Genomic DNA, 17830 nt, shown 5'->3' with positions numbered 1-17830 from the left:
GATCTCGGGGATTGATCCCCAAAACGGGGGCTTTGCACCTGCTTAGCCCAGGCTGCGAGAAAGGTGTCGCACATGCGAAGAGGAGTCAAGCGGGCGCTCATCGCCTCAGTTGCGATGGGGCTCACGACGCTGGTTCTGCCCAGCACGCCAGCATTCGCCATCGCCAAGGTGCCGTGCACCAGTTCCACCGTTGAATTGATCAACGCTCTCAATATCCGCTCCTGCTTCTCGGGCAACGGCAGTACTGCCCTCATCGGTAGCTTCGTGTCCTTCAAGGCGGGGAGCAACGATGCTTCGGTCAGGCTCTCGAACGGGAGTAGCGTTCTTCTCCGGCCGGGCGGAAGTTATCGGTGGCCGCTTCCCGGTGCGAGCCTGACGAGCGTCTCAATTTTCAACCCATGATTCGCCAGCCCGCGGATGAGACGGGTCTCCAGCGACCAAGCCGGTAGCTGAAGCTTTCCGAACGAGATCCAGCAAATCTCACACAAGAAGCCCTGAACGCCGTAGCGGCAGTTCAGGGCTTCTTGCTGCTGGGCCACGGCTCGTGAGGTCGACGGCGTCTTCGACGCGTACCGGGTCACCTCCGGCGCCTGAGCGCCCGTACCCCGTACCCCGGAAACGACAGCGCCCGCCGGCTCAGCCGGCGGGCGCTTCGTCGTGGGCGCGGGGGTCAGCCCTGCGGGTTGCTCATCGTGAGGTCCTTGATGATGACCTCCTTCTTCGGGTGGCCGCCGCCGGCCTGCTGGGCGAACGCCCCGTCGTCGCCGGCCTTGGCCACGTCCTTGACCAGGTCCATGCCGCCGGTGATGGTGCCCAGCACGGTGTACGCCGGGTCCAGCGGGGAGTCGCCGTAGACGATGAAGAACTGGCTGCCGGTGCTCCCCGGATCCTGCGACTTGGCCATCGCGATGACGCCCTCCGGGTACGGCGGGCGCTTGTCGGTGGGCAGGTTCTCCTCGGCCATGCGGTAGCTCGGGCCGCCCTGGCCGTCGGTGTCGCGCCAGCCGTTGCCGGTGGCGCTGGGGTCACCGCACTGCAACACCTTGATGCCCTCGCTCACGAGGCGGTGGCACTTGGTGTTGTCGAAGAAGTTCTTCTCCGCGAGGTAGGTGAAGCTGCCCGCCGTGCACGGCACCAGCGACCGGTCGACCTTGGCCGTGATCGGGCCGAGGTTGGTGTCGATCGTCATGGTCTGCACGCCCTGGGCGGACTGCTCGTTGCTCGGCACCCCCACGTCCTTGATCTGCGGGGGCCGCTGGTCGGTGGGCAGCGCGTTGTACGCGCACTCGGCCGCCCCAGCCGCCGGCGCGGCGGTGTCGCTCTTGTCGTCGTCGCCGCCGAGGCTGACCGCCAGCCAGACGGTGCCGGCGACCACGAGCACCAGCGCGGCAGCCGCGCTGACGATCGCCGTCGTCTGCCGGCGCTTGCGGGCCTTGGCCGCGCGCTCGGCCATCTCCTTCTCGAGCCGGGCGCGTGCCGCCGCGCGCTGCCGCTCTCTGGTGGACGTCACGCCTGGATCCTCCTGGCTGTCTGCTGCTGGGTGCCGCTTGGGTGTGGGTGGTGGCGCCCGGTCAGCCGGCGCTCGGGCTGCTGGCCGGGGTGCCGGAGGCCGAGGGAGCCGGTGCCGCACCGGTGACCGGCTCACCGACCGTGAGGCTCTGGATCGTCACATCGGTGCTGGGCTTGACCTTCGCCCCGGTCCCATTGTCCACGGTCGGGAGGGCGCCGATCTTCTCCACCACGTCGAGCCCGCCGGTCACCCGGCCGATGACCGGGTACTTCGGGTCGGCGGTGGTGAAGTCCTTGAAGAAGATCAGGAACTGGCTGCCGTTGCTGCCCGGCGGGTTGGAGACCATCGTCACCGTGCCCTTCGGGTACGTCGGCGGCTGGCCGGGGGCCGGACTGGCCGACGGCGACGCCGACGGCACGGTCGGGACCTCCTCGTCGTAGAACGAGTAGGTCGGCCCACCGAGACCCGTGCCGCTGGGGTCGCCGCAGCGCAGCGCGCCCTCGGCGGTGATCTCGTGGCACGTGGTGTTGTCGTAGAACGACCGGCTCGCCAGGTGGGCGATGCTCGCCGCCGCGCACGGAGAGTTGGTCAGGTTCAGTTCCGCGGTGATCGGCGCGCCCTGGTTGGTGGTCACGGTCATCGCCCGGGTGCCGTCGGTCGGCAGATCCTTGGTGGCCGGCGTGCCGACGTCCTTGAGGTTGGTGTTGGCCGTCGCGTCCTGCGGCGTCCAGAGGCAGGTGTCCGCCGCGGCCGTGGTCTGCTCCGGGTCGGAGTCGAAGGCCCCGAGCGCCCAGGCTGAGCCGGCCACGACCAGCACGAGGATCAGAGCGGCGCCAACTCCGGCCTGGATCTGCCGTCGCCGCCGCGTCGAGGCGGCCCGGCGGGCCAACTGCCGGTCGAGCTTGGCCCGCGCCAGTTTGCGCTGCCGGTCCCTGCTGGAAGCCACCGGTGCTCCCCTTTCCTCTACCTGGTCGTCGCCGGCGGCCGGTCGCCCCGGCCCGTCCGGGCGTCACGTGTGCCGCGCCACACGCCCGCCAGAGTGTACGGCTAGTGACTGGGAATGTGGTGTACGAGGTCCACCCCATCCCGAGCAGCGCTTATCGGAGGTTGTCACTGTGCCTGACGGGGCGGGTGGGACGGACGCGCCAAACTCGCTCGGCCCGCCCGATAGGCTGCTGTGCAGGACGACAGCTGCTCGACGGAAAGGACAGCGCCTGTGCTCGTGGCCGGCTTTCCCGCGGACGCCTTCGGCACCAACTGCTACGTGGTTGCCACCGCGCCGGGGGAGCAGTGCGTGGTGGTCGACCCGGGCATCGGGGTGCTCGACCAGCTCGACGCGCTGCTCGCCGAGCACCGCCTGCATCCGGCCGCCGTGCTGCTCACCCACGGCCACCTGGACCACACCTTCTCGGTCGCGCCGGTCTGCGGCGCGCGCGGCATCACCGCGTACGTGCACCCCGGCGACCGGGAGATGCTGGCCGACCCGTCCAAGGGCCTCTCGACCGACCTGACGTCGCTGTTCGGCGGCCGGCTGAGCTACACCGAGCCGGAGGACGTGGCCGAGTTGGCCGACGGCGCCACCCTCACCCTCGCCGGCCTGGAGATCGCCGTCGACCACGCCCCGGGCCATACCGGCGGGTCGGTGCTGTTCCGGCTGCCGGGCGCCGGGTCGGGCTGGGAGGCTGACGAGCTGTGCCTCTCCGGTGACGTCCTCTTCGCCGGGTCGATCGGCCGCACCGACCTGCCGGGCGGGAGCATGCCGGCCATGCTCACCAGCCTGCGCGACAAGATCCTTCCGCTGGCCGACGACACCGTCGTGCTGCCCGGCCACGGCCCCAGCACCACCATCGGCCGCGAGCGCGCCAGCAACCCGTACCTCATCGAGGTGGCTGGCACGTCGCCGGCCGCTCCCACCCGGGGCCTCTAGATCTTCTGTCCGCGCCGCGCGCGGACCCACGACACCACCGCGCCACCGGCGCGGAACCGCAAGGAGTACGCCGATGAGCAAGCCCACGCCCATCTCCGGCTTCCCGGAGTGGACTCCCGGCCAGCGGATGATCGAGCAGTTCGTGCTCGACCGGATCCGGGCCACCTTCGAGCTGTACGGCTTCGCGCCGCTGGAGACCCGCGCCGTGGAGCCGCTGGACCAGCTGCTGCGCAAGGGCGAGACCTCGAAGGAGGTCTACGTGATCCGGCGGCTGCACGCCGACGCCGAGGGTGCCGGTGGTGACGACCAGCTCGGCCTGCACTTCGACCTGACCGTGCCGTTCGCCCGGTACGTGTTGGAGAACGCCGGCAAGCTGAGCTTCCCGTTCCGCCGCTACCAGATCCAGAAGGTGTGGCGGGGCGAGCGGCCGCAGGAGGGCCGCTACCGGGAGTTCGTCCAGGCCGACATCGACATCGTCGACCGGGACACCCTGGCCCCGCACCACGAGGCGGAGATGCCGCTGGTCATCGGGGACGCGCTGCGCTCGTTGCCGATCCCTCCGGTGACGATCCAGGTCAACAACCGCAAGATCTGCGAGGGCTTCTACCGGGGCATCGGGCTGACCGACCCGGAGGCGGCGCTGCGGGCCGTGGACAAGCTCGACAAGATCGGCCCGGCGAAGGTGGCCGAGCTGCTGGCCCAGACCGCCGGGGCGAGCGAGGCGCAGGCCAAGGCGTGCCTGGCGCTGGCCGAGATCTCCGCCCCGGACTCGTCGTTCGCCGACGCGGTCCGGGCGCTCGGGGTGAGCGACCCGCTGCTCGACGAGGGCATCGAAGAGCTGGTCCGGGTGGTGGACACCGCTGCCGAGCACTCGCCGGGCCTCTGCGTGGCGGACCTGCGCATCGCCCGTGGGCTGGATTACTACACGGGCACCGTCTACGAGACCCAGCTGCGCGGCTACGAGCGCTTCGGCTCCATCTGCTCCGGCGGCCGGTACGACAATCTGGCCAGCGCCGGCGCTGTCTCGTACCCGGGGGTGGGGATCTCGATCGGGGTGACCCGCCTGCTCGGTCTGCTCTTCGGCGCGGGGGAGCTGTCGGTCTCGCGGGAGGTGCCGACCGCCGTGCTCGTCGCGGTGACCAGCGACGAGCACCGTACGGCCAGCAACCGGGTGGCCGAGGCGCTGCGGCGGCGCGGGGTGCCGACCGAGGTGTCGCCGAGCGCGGCGAAGTTCGGCAAGCAGATCCGTTACGCCGAGCGGCGCGGTATCCCGTACGTGTGGTTCCCCGGTGCGCAGGGAGCGCCCGACGAGGTGAAGGACATCCGCTCCGGTGAGCAGGTCACGGCCGGTGCGGGGGAGTGGACGCCACCCCCGGGAGACCTCACACCGACTGTCGGTTGAGCGCCCCCACTGGCGCTGACGGCCGCGGGGACCTACGGTAGCGTAAGTTACGCCACCGTAGGGAGTCTCTCGTGACCGTCAGCACCACACTGAGCCAGACCGCGCTGCTCGTCGAGTTGGAGCCGGTTGTCGCACGCAACCTGGACCGCCACCTCTCGCTCGCCAAGGAGTGGTTCCCGCACGAGTACGTGCCGTGGAGCGAGGGGCGGACCTTCGACGGGCCGCTCGGCGGCGAGGCGTGGTCGCCGACCGACTCCACCATCCCGGACGTGGCCCGCACCGCGCTGATCGTGAACCTGCTGACCGAGGACAACCTGCCCTCGTACCACCACGAGATCGCCACCCTGTTCGGACGCGACGGCGCGTGGGGCACCTGGGTGCACCGGTGGACCGCCGAGGAGGGCCGGCACGGCGTCGCGATCCGCGACTACCTGACCGTCAGCCGGGCGGTCGACCCGGTGGCGTTGGAGCGGGCCCGGATGACGCACATGTCGGAGGGCTACACCAACGCCCACGGCGACGAGGTGCTGCACTCGCTGGCGTACGTCTCGTTCCAGGAGCTGGCCACCCGGATCTCGCACCGCAACACCGGCAAGGCCACCGGCGACCCCACCTGCGAGGCGCTGCTGGCCCGGGTGGCCGCCGACGAGAACCTGCACATGGTCTTCTACCGCAACCTGCTCGCTGCCGCGTTCGAGCTGGCCCCGAGCCAGGCCATGCGGGCCGTCGCCGACGTGGTGGCCGACTTCCAGATGCCGGGCAGCGGCATCGACGGGTTCGCCCGCAAGTCGGTGGCGATCGCCCTGGCCGGCATCTACGACCTGCGCCAGCACCGTGACGAGGTGTTGCAGCCGGTCCTGCGGCAGTGGGACGTCTTCAACGTGACCGGCCTCGACGCCGACGGCGAGGCCGCCCGCGAGCAGCTCGCCGTCCAGCTGGAGAGCCTGGACCGCGCCGCGAGCCGCTTCGAGGAGAAGCGCGACGCCCGAGCCGCCCGCCTAGCCCCCCGCTAAAACCCCACCCCCACCCTGTCCCCCTGGGCCCCGTCCCCCTGGGCCCCGGGTCTCTGGGCTTGTTGATCATGAAGTTATTGCCACTCGCGCCGGCGTGTCGGGGCAATAACTTCATGATCAACCCGCACGGGGTGGGGTTAGGGGAGGGGTTGGGGGAGGAGGAGGCAGGTGCTGGTGGCGTGGGCTACCAGGCGGTTGGTGGCGTCGGTGATGCGGGCCTCGGCCAGGGCCGTACGGCGGCCGCGTTGCAGCACGGTGCCCTCGCAGCGCAGGGTGCCGCTGTCGACGGTGACCGCGCGGAGGAACTTCACGTTGAGGTCCAGCGAGGTGTAGCCGACGCCGGCGGGCAGGGTGGTGTGCACGGCGCACGCCGCGGCGGTGTCCAGCAGGGTCGAGAGCACGCCACCGTGGACGCTGCCCAGCGGGTTGTAGTGGAACTCCTGCGGAGTCAGCTCGACGACGACGCGGCCCTCGTCGGCTTCCATCCTGCTCATGTCGAGAAGGTGCATCACCGGCGGCGCGGCCAGCTCGCCGGCGATCATCGCCCGGAGCATGTCGAGGCCGCTTCGCCGACCGACCTGGGCGGCGTTGGTCGCCGGGTCCGCCCAGGTGAAGGTACGGCTGCGCACTGGTTCCTGCGTCTGCGTCATGGACGCAGCCTGGCAGCCGGTTGCTGAGTCTGTCAACGAGATCTAGCCTGGTCGGATGCGACCCGGGGCTCTGGACTGGTCAGTGGAGAACTGCACCATCGCCCGCGCGATGGAGGTCCTCGGTGAGCGGTGGACGTTGGTGGTCCTGCGTGAGGTGTTCACCGGCGTACGTCGCTTCGACGACATGCGGGTACGCACCGGCATTCCGCGCCAGGTGCTGACCAACCGGCTCGCCACCCTGGTGGAGCAGGGCGTGCTCAGTCGCGAGCCGTACCGGGAGCCCGGCAGTCGACTGCGCCACGAGTACCGGCTCACGGACAAGGGCCTGGATCTGTGGCCGGTGCTGGTCGCCGTCCTCGCGTGGGGCGACCGGTACCTGGCCGACGCGGAGGGCTCGCCGCTGCGCGTCACGCACCGCGACTGTGGCGCCGAGGTGCGCGCCGACCTGCGCTGCGCCGGCGGCCACGAGGTGGGTCGGCCACGTGACGTGGTCCCCAGCCCGGGGCCCGGCGCCCGGCGCCGTACCCCCTGACCCGCCGCCCACCGCGTCCCGCGCTGGGCGGCGACGTGGATCAGACATTGATGACCGTACGCGCCGAAAGTGCGGTGGTCGTTGATTGGGTGTGACGGTGGCTGTTCGCCAGCGTGTCGGGGGTGTTGCGGCCGTGCGGCCGGCCGGGGTCGACGAATTCGGGCGAATCCAAGCCTTGTTAATGATCTTAAGTATGTGAATACTTCAGTCTCATCCGGCCGGTTTCCCCAGATCGGCCGGGTTGCCCTCGGGTCAGCCGCCCCCGGCGGACCCGCTCCCCCGCCCAGGAGGTTTGTTACATGCGACCCACGAGGTCCTCATTCCGTGTTGCGGCCACAGTCGCCGTTTCCGGAACCCTGGTCGTCGGCTCGCTCATCGGCGCGCCCGCCCAGGCCGCTCCCGCCGCGTCGCCCGACGCCGCCGCCGCGATCTCCGCGGAACTCGGCGACAGCTCCGCCGGCTCGTACATCGACGCCAGCGGCAAGTCCGTCGTCACGGTGACCGATGCCGCCGCCGCCAGCAAGGCCAGCAAGGCCGGCGCCGTCGTCCGCTACGTCACCCGCGGCGCCGCCGAGCTCAACCGGGCCACGGCCGAGCTGGAGCGCTCCGCCAAGATCCCGGGCACCGCCTGGTGGAGTGACCCGGTCACCAACCAGGTCGTCGTCTCCGTCGACAGCACCGTCACCGGTGCCAAGCTGGAGCGGGTCAAGGCCGCCGCCGCGCGGGCCAACGGCGCGGTCCGGGTCGAAGCCGAGGCGGGCGTGCTGAGCACCCGGATCTCCGGCGGCCAGGCCATCTACGCCGGCGGGGGCGGGCGTTGCTCGCTCGGCTTCAACGTGCGCAGTGGCAGCACCTACTCCTTCCTGACGGCCGGGCACTGCACCAACATCTCGGCTAGCTGGTACTCCAACTCCGCTCAGACCGCGCTGCTCGGCAGCCGTACCGGCACCAGCTTCCCGGGCAACGACTACGGCATCGTGCGGCACAACAACTCGGCCAACGCCGCCGGCAACGTCTCCCTCTACAACGGCAGCTTCCGCGACATCACCGGCGCCGGCAACGCCTCCGTCGGCCAGGCGGTGCAGCGCTCCGGCAGCACCACGGGCCTGCGCAGCGGTTCGGTGACCGCGACCAACGCCACGGTGAACTACGCCGAGGGCTCGGTCTCCGGTCTGATCCGCACCAACGTCTGCGCCGAGCCGGGCGACAGCGGCGGCTCGCTGTTCGCCAACACCACCGCCCTGGGCCTGACCTCCGGCGGCAGTGGCAACTGCCGCACCGGTGGCACGACCTTCTTCCAGCCGGTCACCGAGGCGCTGAGCCGCTACGGCGTCAGCGTCTTCTGATCCACGCACCGCTCGCGGGCCGCCGGAACTCTCCGGCGGCCCGCGTCGCGTGCGCCGGGCCGGCCGGAGGGCGACTCACGGCAGCAGGTCGGGCCGCCCGGGGGTGGGCCCGCTCGGTGGCCCGAGAGGATCCGGGGGTACGACGCCGATGCTCGGCAGGTCCGGGCCGACGCTCACGGTGCCGCCGGTCGACCAGGCGAGGTGCGCCCGCCGGGCGGAGAGAACCGCCAGCAGCGGCCAGAGGGAGACCGCCAGCGCCGTCACCCGCTCGGCCAAGCCCGTACGGGAGCCACTGGTCACCTCGAACGCGCACCAGCCGAAGAGCGCGAGCAGCACGAGCGTGGCGCTCAGCCCGACCGCCCGGCGGAACGCCCAGGGCGGCTCCGGTCGGGCGGAGCGATCGGTGTCGTGGCCGCGCGGCAGCCGCAGTGCCGACCCGGCCGGCCAGAGCACCAGGGCGAGGACGGCCACCGTCGCCGCGACGCCGTGGCTGAGCGAACCGCCGACCGGCGGCCGGGGAAAGGCGACGAGCGCGATGGTGGCCACCCCACCGATCGCGAGCAGGAAACGGCTGGGCAACCCGGCCGCGTGCAGGACGGCGGCGACCGACAGGTAACAGCAGCCGAGCAGCACCAGGGCCACCACCATGATCCAGGCGTCGGTGGCGTCCTGTCCTGCCAGCTCGCTGATGGTGTCCCGGACCGGGTCGTACCCGACGGGCTGTCGGGCCTCCGCAACCGTCCAACCGGCCACCAGCAGCACGGGTGCCGCCGCCGCCGTGGCGACGGCCCAGTTCGGTACGGGCCGCATTTCGCCACGTTAACCGGCGAGACAACCGGTTGCTGCGGGTTCGCCCAGTGCGGCCGACCCGACGGGTGCCCGGAGACGGGGCGGCCACCCCTGACAGAATGCGGGTGAGGACTGTTCCACGATGAGGAGTTGCCAGCCGTGATCCGTACCCACAATGCCGGAAGCCTGCGCGCCGCGGACGCCGGCTCGACGGTGACGCTCGCCGGCTGGGTGGCCCGCCGCCGCGACCACGGCGGGGTCATCTTCGTCGACCTGCGCGACGGTTCCGGCGTTGTCCAGGTGGTGTTCCGCGAGGAAGACGCGCACGCGCTGCGCAACGAGTTCTGCGTGAAGGTCGTCGGCGAGGTGACCCGCCGCCCGGCCGGCAACGAGAACCCGGAGCTGCCCACCGGCGAGGTCGAGGTGACCGTCGTCGAGCTGGAGGTGCTCTCCGAGGCGGCGCCGCTGCCGCTGCCGGTGGACGACCAGATCGAGGCCGGCGACGACATCCGACTCCGGTACCGCTACCTGGACCTGCGCCGCAGCGGCCCGGCGAACGCGCTGCGGCTGCGTTCGCGCGCCAGCCAGCTGGCCCGGGGCGTGCTGCACGAGCGGGACTTCCTGGAGATCGAGACGCCGACGCTGACCCGCTCGACGCCGGAGGGCGCCCGCGACTTCCTGGTGCCGGTGCGTCTGCAGCCTGGCAGCTGGTACGCGTTGCCGCAGTCGCCGCAGCTGTTCAAGCAGCTGCTGATGGTCGGCGGCATGGAGCGGTACTACCAGATCGCCCGCTGCTACCGCGACGAGGACTTCCGCGCCGACCGGCAGCCGGAGTTCACCCAGCTCGACATCGAGATGTCGTTCGTCACCGAGGACGACGTGATCGACCTCGGTGAGGCGATCGTCTCGGCGCTGTGGAAGGACCTGGCCGGGCACGAGATCAGCCGGCCGATCCCGCGGATCACCTGGCACGACGCGATGGCGCGGTACGGCTCGGACAAGCCGGACCTGCGCTACGGCGTCGAGCTGACCGAGCTGACCGACTACCTGCGCGGCACCGAGTTCCGGGTCTTCGCCGGAGCCATCGACGCGGGCGGTTACGTCGGCGCGGTGGTGATGCCGGGCGGCGCGGCGCAGAGCCGCAAGGAGCTGGACGGCTGGCAGGACTGGGCGAAGGCGCGCGGCGCGCGCGGCCTGGCGTACGTGGTGCTGGACGCGGAGACCGGCGAGGCACGCGGCCCGGTGGCGAAGAACCTCTCCGCCGAGCACCTCGGTGGGCTGGCCGACGCGGTCGGCGCGAAGCCGGGTGACGCGGTCTTCTTCGCCGCGAGCGCCACCACCCGGGAGGCGCAGGAGCTGCTCGGGGCGGCCCGCGTCGAGATCGCCAAGCGGTCCGGCCTGATCGACGAGAGCGCCTGGGCGTTCTGCTGGGTGGTCGACGCGCCGATGTTCGAGCGCACGGACGAGGGCGGTTGGACGGCCGTGCACCACCCGTTCACCTCGCCGAACTCGGAGTGGGTCGACCGGTTCGAGGAGGCTCCGGACCGGGCCCTGGCGTACGCGTACGACATCGTCTGCAACGGCAACGAGATCGGCGGCGGGTCGATCCGTATCCACCGCGGTGACGTGCAGAAGCGGGTCTTCGACCTGCTCGGCATCACCGCCGAGGAGGCGCAGGACAAGTTCGGCTTCCTGCTGGAGGCGTTCAAGTACGGCGCCCCGCCGCACGGCGGTATCGCCTTCGGCTGGGACCGGGTCTGCATGCTGCTCGCCGGTGCCGACTCCATCCGTGAGGTCATCGCGTTCCCGAAGACCCGGGGTGGCTTCGACCCGCTGACCAGTGCGCCCACCCCGATCACCGCGCAGCAGCGCACCGAGGCCGGCATCGACGCCAAGCCCAAGCCCGCCGCAACCGCCCACACCGGCACGGCCGGCCCCGCGGCCCCGGTGGCAGACCCGGTCTGACCCACCCGCGGCCCCTGCTTGGTTGATCAAGAGGTTTGCGTCATCATCGCCCGGCGAGATGACGCAAACCTCTTGATCGTCGGCGGGGGAGTGGGCTCAGGTGCGAGTGCTTGTTGTCGGGGGTAGTGGGCTTCTCGGGCGGGAGGTCTGTCGGCGGGGCGTGAGCGCCGGGTTCTCCGTTGTCGGGACGTTTCACTCCGGTGAGATCGCGGTGCCGGGGGTCGGGGCCCGGCGGTTGGACGTGACCGACCGGTCCGCCGTGCGCGCGCTGGTCGCGCAGGTGCGGCCGGACGCCGTGGTCGGGACCCCCTATCGGTACGGCGACTGGGCGGTCACCGCCGACGGGGCCGCGCACGTGGCGCTCGCCGCCGCAGAGGTGGGTGCCCGGCTGGTGCACGTGTCCAGCGACGCGCTGCACGCCGGACGACCCGTGCCGTACGCCGACGACGAACCACCCACGCCGGTGCACGCGTACGGGGCTGCGAAGGCCGCGGCCGAGACCGCCGTACGGGCGATCGACCCGGGCGCGGCGCTGGTGCGAACCTCCCTGATCGTGGGGGAGGGCAGCAAGCAGATCCAGCTCTGCCGGGACGCGCTCGCCGGTCGGGCCACCCTGTACAGCGACGAGCTGCGCTGCCCGATCGACGTCGTCGACCTGGCCGACGCGGTCCTGGAGCTGGTCGGCTCGACGTACGCCGGTGTGCTCAACGTGGCCGGCCCGGACGCGGTCAGCCGAGCCGAGCTGGGCCTGCTGGTCGCCGAGCGCTACGGCCTGGACCCGGCCGGACTGAAGACCACCACCAGCGCGGCCACCGGTCTGGTCCGCCCCCTTGACGTACGCCTGGACTGCGGGCGGGCGGCGGCCCTGCTGCGGACCCGGCTGCGTGGGGTGCGTGAACTCCTGACTCCCTGAGCGGCCGACTCCGACGGAACCAGATACACAGCTTTTATGCACAACTCTTGTGCACGGAAGATGTGCAGAGATAGTGTGCATGCATGGAAGCCCCTTCCGCCGACGGCCCGGCCGAGCCGCGCCGCGTCCATCTGGACAACCGACAGGTCCGCACGCTGGCCCATCCGCTGCGGATGAGGCTGCTCGGCTCGCTTCGCGTCGACGGCCCGGCGACCGCCACGGCCCTGGCCGAGAAGCTCGGCACCAACACCGGTGCGACGAGCTACCACCTGCGGCAACTCGCCGAGGTGGGGCTCGTGACCGAGGACCCCGCCCGGGGCACCAGCCGGCAGCGCTGGTGGCAGTCGGCACACGACGTCAGCGACTTCGAGCCCACCGACTTCGACGACGACCCGGACGCCCGTGCCGCCGTGCAGTGGATCCAGGCGGACCAGGTGCGCGTGATGGCGGACCTGGCCCAGCGCTGGCTGGCCGTCGAGCACCATCAACCCCGCGACTGGCGCGACGCGGTCGGCATGAGTGACCTGGTGCTGCCGCTCGACCCGACGCGGCTGCGGGCCCTCAGCGACGAGTTGTGGGCGGTGCTGATGCGCTACCGCGACGAGCCCGTGGTCGAGGGCGCTGACGTGAAGCCCGTGCACCTGTTCCTGGCCGGCTTCCCACGGCTGGACGAGCGCTGGTGAGCGCGAGGAGTGAGCCGGGTTTGCGAGCCCCGCAGTCGCGAACGAAAGACGGCCTGGTGAGCGCGAGGAGTGAGCCGGGTTTGCGAGCCCCGCAGTCGCGAACGGAGGTGGCGGCGTGAGCGCGTTGACCGTACGTCAGGTTCGGCGTCGTTACCTCACGCTCTACGGTCTGCGCTGGCTGCCGACGGGTCTGATGATCCCCGTGATGATCCTGCTGATGCAGGAGCGCGGTCTGTCGCTGCCGCAGATCGGCCTGGTCGGCACGGCGCAGGGGCTGCTGGTGCTGGCGCTGGAGTTGCCCACCGGCGGGTTCGCCGACGCACTCGGTCGTCGACCCGTGCTGCTCGCCGCCGGTGTGCTCAACCTCGTCTCCCTCGCGCTGTTCGCCGTGGCCGACTCGTTCGCGTTGTTCTTCGTGGTCTGGGCTCTGCAGGGCATCTACCGGGCGTTGGACAGCGGCCCGTTGGAGTCCTGGTACGTCGATGCCACCCTGGCCGCCGACCCGCAGGCCGAGTACGAGCGTGGCCTCGGCTACGCCGGCACCGTCATCGGCGGCGCCATCGGCGGTGGCGCGCTGCTCAGCGGTGGTCTCATCGCGCTCGGCCCGATCGGGCCGGTCACCGCGCTCACGGTGCCCGTGTTGGCCGCCATCGTGTCGCAGGTGGTGGCGCTCGCCGCGCTCGTGGTGCTGCTGGTCGAGGAGCGGCCGGCCACCGGGGTCGCGGCGCTGCGGGCCTCGGTGGTCCAGGCGCCCCGGATGATCGGTCAGGCCGTCGGGTTGCTGCGTCGTTCCCGGGTGTTGCTGGCGTTGGTGGCCGTCGAGCTGTTCTGGGGCTTCGGCATGGTCACCTTCGAGTCGCTGCTGCCGGTCCGGCTCGCCGAGGTGATCGGTGATCCGGAACGCGCCGCGGTGCTGCTGGGGCCGGCGAACTCGGCCGCCTGGCTCGCGTCGGCCGCCGGTGCGGCACTGACCCCACTGCTGCTGCGCTGGTTCGGCGCCGCTCCGGGTGCGGCCCTGCTACGCGTCCTGCAGGGCGTGACCGTGGTCGGGATGGGGTTGTTCGCCGGGCCGGTCGGCGTGCTGGTGGCCTACCTGGCCTGCTACGCGGTGCACGGCGCGTCCAACCCGTTGCACAGTGGACTGCTGCACCGGCAGGTCGACGGCCCGTACCGGACCAGCGTGCTCTCGCTGAACTCGATGATGGCGCAACCGGCCGGCGCGCTCGGCGGGGTGGTGCTCACCGCGCTCGCCGCCGCCACCAGCGTCAGCACCGCGATGGTGGTCGGCGCTGTGGTGTTGGCCGTCGCCGCCCCGCTCTACCTGCCCGCCTGGCTGGCCGGCCGTCGGGCCGTGCCGGCCGTCGAGCCGAGCGCGGTCCCGGTGCCCGCCGCCGACCGTTAGCGAAACCCCTCGCCTGGCCGGTGGACAGGCCGGTCAGGCGAGGCGGATCGAGCTGAGCGGGAGGGTGGAGGTGTAGCCGAGCCGACGGTAGAGCCGCGCCGCACCGACGTTGTGCGTGTAGACGCCGAGCCCGACCAGGTCGTGACGTGCCAGCAGCGCCCGGGTCATCCCGGCGGTCAGGGACGCGCCCAGCCCCCGACCGCGTTGGTCGGGGGCGACGGTCAGGCCGGCCAGGAAGCCGACGTCACCCTGGCTGCGGTCGGCACCGCACGCCACCAACCGGTCGCCGGCCCAGATGCCGTACCAGTCGACCACCCGTGGGTCGCCCGGCCGGGAGGTGCTGGTCGGGAACGACTCTTCGACAAGCGCCGCCAGCACCGGCTGGTCGGCGGCGGTGAGGCGCACCACCGGCTGTTCGTCCGGCTGCGCCGGCGGCGCCGTGTCGGTCCAGTGGAAGTCCCAGTCGCTGTGCTCGGTCACCGCCAGCCGGTCGACCAGCAGACCACGATCGTGTCGGGGCAGGTGCAGGCGCTGTCCGGACTGGAACATCCCGTCGGCGGCCCGCGCGACACAGATCTCCAGCGCCGGCTCGGCCGGGCCGATCGCGCAGCCGGCCGGCCCGTGTTCCGACGGCACCACCCACAGCACGGCACCATCACGCTGGTAGGCACGCACCGGCCCGGCCCGGCCGAGCGCGTGCCGGGCGAACGGGTGGTGCCCGACGGCGGCCAGAACGGCGCTCCGGTCCTGGAGCACCTGGTCGTCGATGATCATGCGTTCAGCCTAGGAGTCGGGGGTCGAACGCCTCCGCCGGGCCGTCGCGGCGTGGCCACCTCCACGGTGGAGATTGGCGAGTCGACCGATTGGGTACATCACGCGCCGACCTACTGGGAACCCCCACCGGAGGACCGACATGCTCGCCATTCTCGCGGCCATCGTCTTTGGCTTCGCACTCTTGCTTGACCTGCTCGGCACCGACTTCGGAGCGCCGGACCTGTTCAACTGGAACACCCTCGTACTCGTCGGGCTTCTCCTGCTCTCGCTCTACCTGGCCGGCGTGGGCAGCGGCCCGCGCGGCGGTGGCGGCGGCCGCTGGTACCGGGGCCGTCGCCCCGGGCGTGGCTGACCGGAACCGATCACCGGTGGCGGGCCCGCGGCGCGATTCCGGCGTCGTGGGCCCGGCCCGGTACTGTCTTCGTGATGGAGTCCGACGCCCTCTTCTCCCTCGGTGAACCCGCCGGGTCGCGCAGCGCGCCCGACGGTCCCGCCGGTGTCGACGGCTTCACCGCGGTGGCCGACGATTCGCCCCTGCCCGTCCGGATGCGCCCGGTGACCCTCGACGAGCTCGTCGGGCAGGAGCACCTGCTCGCTCCCGGCGCACCCCTGCGGCAACTGGTCTCCGGCGGGGCTCCGATGTCGGTGATCCTCTGGGGCCCGCCGGGCAGCGGCAAGACCACGATCGCGCACCTGGTGGCCGGGGCCACCGACCGCCGCTTCGTCGCCATGTCGGCGCTCTCCGCCGGCGTGAAGGACGTCCGGGCGGTGATCGAGGCGGCTCGCCGCCAGCGTCGCTCCGGTGGCCCGCAGACGGTGCTCTTCATCGACGAGGTGCACCGCTTCAGCAAGACCCAACAGGATTCGCTGCTGGCCGCCGTCGAGGACCGCACGGTCACCCTGCTGGCGGCGACCACCGAGAACCCGTACTTCTCGGTCATCTCACCGCTGCTGTCGCGGTGCGTGCTGCTCACCCTGCAACCATTGGACGACGAGGCGGTACGGGGCCTGCTGCGCCGAGCGGTCGCCGACAAGCGTGGCCTGGACGACGCGCTGGTCCTGACCACCGAGGCCGAGGATCACCTGGTCCGATTGGCCGCCGGTGACGTCCGTAAGGCACTCACCGCCCTGGAGGCGGCGGCCGCCTCCGCGATGGCCCTCGGCGGCGGCCGGATCGACCTCGCCACCGCCGAGCAGGCCGTCGACGTGGCGGCGGTGCGCTACGACCGGGACGGCGACGCCCACTACGACGTGGTCAGCGCCTTCATCAAGAGCATGCGCGGCTCGGACGTGGACGCCGCGGTGCACTGGCTGGCCCGCATGCTGGTCGCCGGTGAGGACGCCCGGTTCATCGCCCGTCGTCTGGTCATCTTCGCCAGCGAGGACGTGGGCATGGCCGACCCCTCGGCGCTGAGCGTGGCGACCGCGGCGGCGCACGCGGTCGAGTACGTCGGGCTGCCCGAGGCGCAGCTCAACCTGGCCCAGGCGGTGATCCACCTGGCCACCGCGCCGAAGTCGAACTCGGCCACCACCGCCATCGGCGCCGCCATCGCCGACGTCCGGGCCGGTCGCGGTGGCCCGGTGCCGCGGGGGCTGCGCGACGCGCACTATGCCGGCGCCCGAGGGTTGGGCCACGGGAGCGGCTACCGCTACCCGCACGACGACCAGCGCGGCGTGGTCACCCAGCAATACGTTCCGGACGACCTGGTGGGCACCGACTACTACCAGCCCAGCCCGCACGGCGCGGAGCGGTCGGTGGCCGGCAGGTTGCCGCTGCTGCGCCGGATCGTGCGTGGTCTGCCGGCTCCGGCCGCGCGCCCGCAGACGCCGACATCCGAGCCGTCCGTAACGGCGCAGACCGCGCCAGCGCTATCCCCGGGGGCCGCCCGTCCGACGACGGGCACGGATGCCCCCGGCACGATGCAGGACAGCGGCACCGACGCCGCAGGAGAGGGTCAACAGTGAGATCGCGTGGTGGGGACCGCCCGGACGAGGGCCCGGACGAGCGGCGCGATCCCCGCGCCAAGACCCGCCGTTGGGGTCGCGGCCGGGCGGCTGAGCCCGAGCCGGAGGAGCCGGTGGCCGGCGAGGAGTTCGGCTGGATCGACGATCTGCGCTCGGCCAAGCAGCAACGCACCGAGCTGGGCCCGGACGGCGCACCGGCGGAGCCGAACCGGCCCCGCGGCGGGATGCCGCCGGCAGACCCGGCACCACCCACCCCGCGTACGGCGGGAGAGCCGGCCGGTGCGCGCGGCAGCGCGCCGGAGCCCTCGGCCCCGCCGGCTCCGCGTCAGAGTGAACCGGGCGCTGCCGCCGCCCGTCGGCCGGTCGACGGGCCCTGGCCCGGGGAGACGCCGCCAGCGGGTCGTCGCCCGGACAACCGGCCACCCGCGGCCCCTCCCGTACCCGGGCAGCCGCCGCGCCGCGGCGTTCAGCCGGTGCCCGGCGCCCGCGGTGCCGTACCACAGTCGCCGCCCCCCGCTCGCCCGGGCGGGGGTGACCCGGCCGGCCCTGCGGGGCCTCGTCCGGCACCCGACGCGCCCGGCGGCCTGGCCCGTCCGCGCGGTGCGGCCGCCCCTCCCGGCCCACCCGCGGGCCCACCGACCTCGGGCCCCCCGGCCGGTCGTCGCCCGGACGCCGCCGCTTCGCCGGCCCGCCGCCCGGACGCCGTTGTTCCGCCGGGCCGTCATCAGGACCCCGCCGCACCCGGCGGTCAACCCGACTCCATGCCGCGCCGTCCCGACGCCGGCCCGCCGGTCCGCCGACCCGGCCCGGAGCAACCGGTCGAACCCGGCCGTGCCCGGCCTCTCGCCGACGGCCCCCCGGCCGGTCGCCGCGCCGCCGGCTCGGCACCCGATCCGCGGGCCGTCGGAGCACCCGCCGCCCCCGGCTCGCCCCGCTTCGACGGCGCGCCAGTTGGCGTC

General features: G+C 72.4%; 17 protein-coding genes. 12 read left to right on the top strand and 5 right to left on the bottom strand.

Annotation, left to right across the window (positions count from 1 at the left end; all coding sequences use genetic code 11):
* Positions 1 to 72 precede the first annotated feature (72 nt).
* On the top strand, positions 73 to 402 hold the full coding sequence (locus AB0877_RS24645; RefSeq protein ID WP_366611780.1) for a hypothetical protein: 330 nt from the start codon (positions 73 to 75) through the stop codon (positions 400 to 402).
* Between the two features lie 268 nt (positions 403 to 670).
* Here AB0877_RS24645 and AB0877_RS24640 read toward each other — a convergent pair whose 3' ends face one another.
* Together AB0877_RS24640 and AB0877_RS24635 are read right to left on the bottom strand one after the other, a co-directional pair.
* On the bottom strand, positions 671 to 1510 hold the full coding sequence (locus AB0877_RS24640; protein WP_366611778.1) for a peptidylprolyl isomerase: 840 nt from the start codon (positions 1508 to 1510) through the stop codon (positions 671 to 673).
* A gap of 61 nt (positions 1511 to 1571) precedes the next feature.
* On the bottom strand, positions 1572 to 2456 hold the full coding sequence (locus AB0877_RS24635) for a peptidylprolyl isomerase (RefSeq protein WP_366611776.1): 885 nt from the start codon (positions 2454 to 2456) through the stop codon (positions 1572 to 1574).
* A 270-nt stretch (positions 2457 to 2726) separates the two neighbouring features.
* Here AB0877_RS24635 and AB0877_RS24630 point away from each other — a divergent pair, with 270 nt between their 5' ends.
* From AB0877_RS24630 to AB0877_RS24620, 3 genes are all read left to right on the top strand, one after another.
* The gene (locus tag AB0877_RS24630) at positions 2727 to 3437 is read left to right on the top strand and encodes an MBL fold metallo-hydrolase (RefSeq protein WP_366611775.1); all 711 of its coding nucleotides are present in this window, start codon (positions 2727 to 2729) and stop codon (positions 3435 to 3437) included.
* A 73-nt stretch (positions 3438 to 3510) separates the two neighbouring features.
* Entirely contained in the window at positions 3511 to 4839 is a 1329-nt protein-coding gene (gene hisS, locus AB0877_RS24625; RefSeq protein WP_366611773.1) for a histidine--tRNA ligase, read from the top strand.
* Between the two features lie 71 nt (positions 4840 to 4910).
* The gene (locus AB0877_RS24620; RefSeq protein ID WP_366611771.1) at positions 4911 to 5852 is read left to right on the top strand and encodes an acyl-ACP desaturase; all 942 of its coding nucleotides are present in this window, start codon (positions 4911 to 4913) and stop codon (positions 5850 to 5852) included.
* Positions 5853 to 5989: 137 nt separating this feature from the next.
* Here AB0877_RS24620 and AB0877_RS24615 read toward each other — a convergent pair whose 3' ends face one another.
* Positions 5990 to 6502 carry a PaaI family thioesterase gene (locus AB0877_RS24615; RefSeq protein WP_366611769.1) on the bottom strand — a complete coding sequence of 171 codons (513 nt, stop codon included), beginning with the start codon at positions 6500 to 6502 and terminating at the stop codon, positions 5990 to 5992.
* A 55-nt stretch (positions 6503 to 6557) separates the two neighbouring features.
* Here AB0877_RS24615 and AB0877_RS24610 point away from each other — a divergent pair, with 55 nt between their 5' ends.
* Together AB0877_RS24610 and AB0877_RS24605 are read left to right on the top strand one after the other, a co-directional pair.
* On the top strand, positions 6558 to 7034 hold the full coding sequence (locus AB0877_RS24610; RefSeq protein ID WP_366611768.1) for a helix-turn-helix domain-containing protein: 477 nt from the start codon (positions 6558 to 6560) through the stop codon (positions 7032 to 7034).
* A gap of 299 nt (positions 7035 to 7333) precedes the next feature.
* Positions 7334 to 8380, top strand: a complete 1047-nt coding sequence (locus AB0877_RS24605) for a S1 family peptidase (RefSeq protein WP_366611766.1) — start codon at positions 7334 to 7336, stop codon at positions 8378 to 8380.
* A 75-nt stretch (positions 8381 to 8455) separates the two neighbouring features.
* On the opposite strand, the gene AB0877_RS24600 is transcribed toward AB0877_RS24605, so the two are convergent.
* Complete coding sequence (locus AB0877_RS24600; RefSeq protein WP_366611765.1) at positions 8456 to 9190, bottom strand: DUF998 domain-containing protein; 735 nt, start codon at positions 9188 to 9190, stop codon at positions 8456 to 8458.
* A 138-nt stretch (positions 9191 to 9328) separates the two neighbouring features.
* On the opposite strand from AB0877_RS24600, the gene aspS reads away from it, so the two are divergent.
* The 4 genes from aspS to AB0877_RS24580 all read left to right on the top strand — a co-directional run bounded on the left by aspS (position 9329) and on the right by AB0877_RS24580 (position 14132).
* Positions 9329 to 11134, top strand: coding sequence for an aspartate--tRNA ligase (gene aspS / locus AB0877_RS24595; RefSeq protein WP_366611859.1), 1806 nt, complete (start codon positions 9329 to 9331; stop codon positions 11132 to 11134).
* A gap of 100 nt (positions 11135 to 11234) precedes the next feature.
* On the top strand, positions 11235 to 12047 hold the full coding sequence (locus tag AB0877_RS24590; protein ID WP_366611763.1) for a sugar nucleotide-binding protein: 813 nt from the start codon (positions 11235 to 11237) through the stop codon (positions 12045 to 12047).
* 83 nt (positions 12048 to 12130) lie between these two features.
* A complete protein-coding gene (locus AB0877_RS24585) occupies positions 12131 to 12730 on the top strand; it encodes a helix-turn-helix domain-containing protein (protein WP_366611761.1) in 600 nt (199 codons plus the stop codon).
* 115 nt (positions 12731 to 12845) lie between these two features.
* Positions 12846 to 14132, top strand: a complete 1287-nt coding sequence (locus AB0877_RS24580) for an MFS transporter (protein ID WP_366611759.1) — start codon at positions 12846 to 12848, stop codon at positions 14130 to 14132.
* 33 nt (positions 14133 to 14165) lie between these two features.
* Here the strand turns inward: AB0877_RS24580 and AB0877_RS24575 are convergent, their stop codons facing one another.
* On the bottom strand, positions 14166 to 14906 hold the full coding sequence (locus tag AB0877_RS24575) for a GNAT family N-acetyltransferase (protein WP_366611757.1): 741 nt from the start codon (positions 14904 to 14906) through the stop codon (positions 14166 to 14168).
* A gap of 139 nt (positions 14907 to 15045) precedes the next feature.
* Here AB0877_RS24575 and AB0877_RS24570 point away from each other — a divergent pair, with 139 nt between their 5' ends.
* Both AB0877_RS24570 and AB0877_RS24565 read left to right on the top strand, forming a co-directional pair.
* The gene (locus AB0877_RS24570; RefSeq protein WP_366611755.1) at positions 15046 to 15258 is read left to right on the top strand and encodes a hypothetical protein; all 213 of its coding nucleotides are present in this window, start codon (positions 15046 to 15048) and stop codon (positions 15256 to 15258) included.
* A 74-nt stretch (positions 15259 to 15332) separates the two neighbouring features.
* Complete coding sequence (locus AB0877_RS24565) at positions 15333 to 16871, top strand: replication-associated recombination protein A (protein ID WP_366611754.1); 1539 nt, start codon at positions 15333 to 15335, stop codon at positions 16869 to 16871.
* Positions 16872 to 17830 lie beyond the last annotated feature (959 nt).

Origin of the sequence: Micromonospora sp. NPDC047644 (genome assembly GCF_040704315.1) — a bacterium.
GTDB lineage: Bacteria > Actinomycetota > Actinomycetes > Mycobacteriales > Micromonosporaceae > Micromonospora.
Note: the sequence above shows the minus strand (reverse complement) of the source record. Positions and strands in the feature narration are given on the sequence as shown.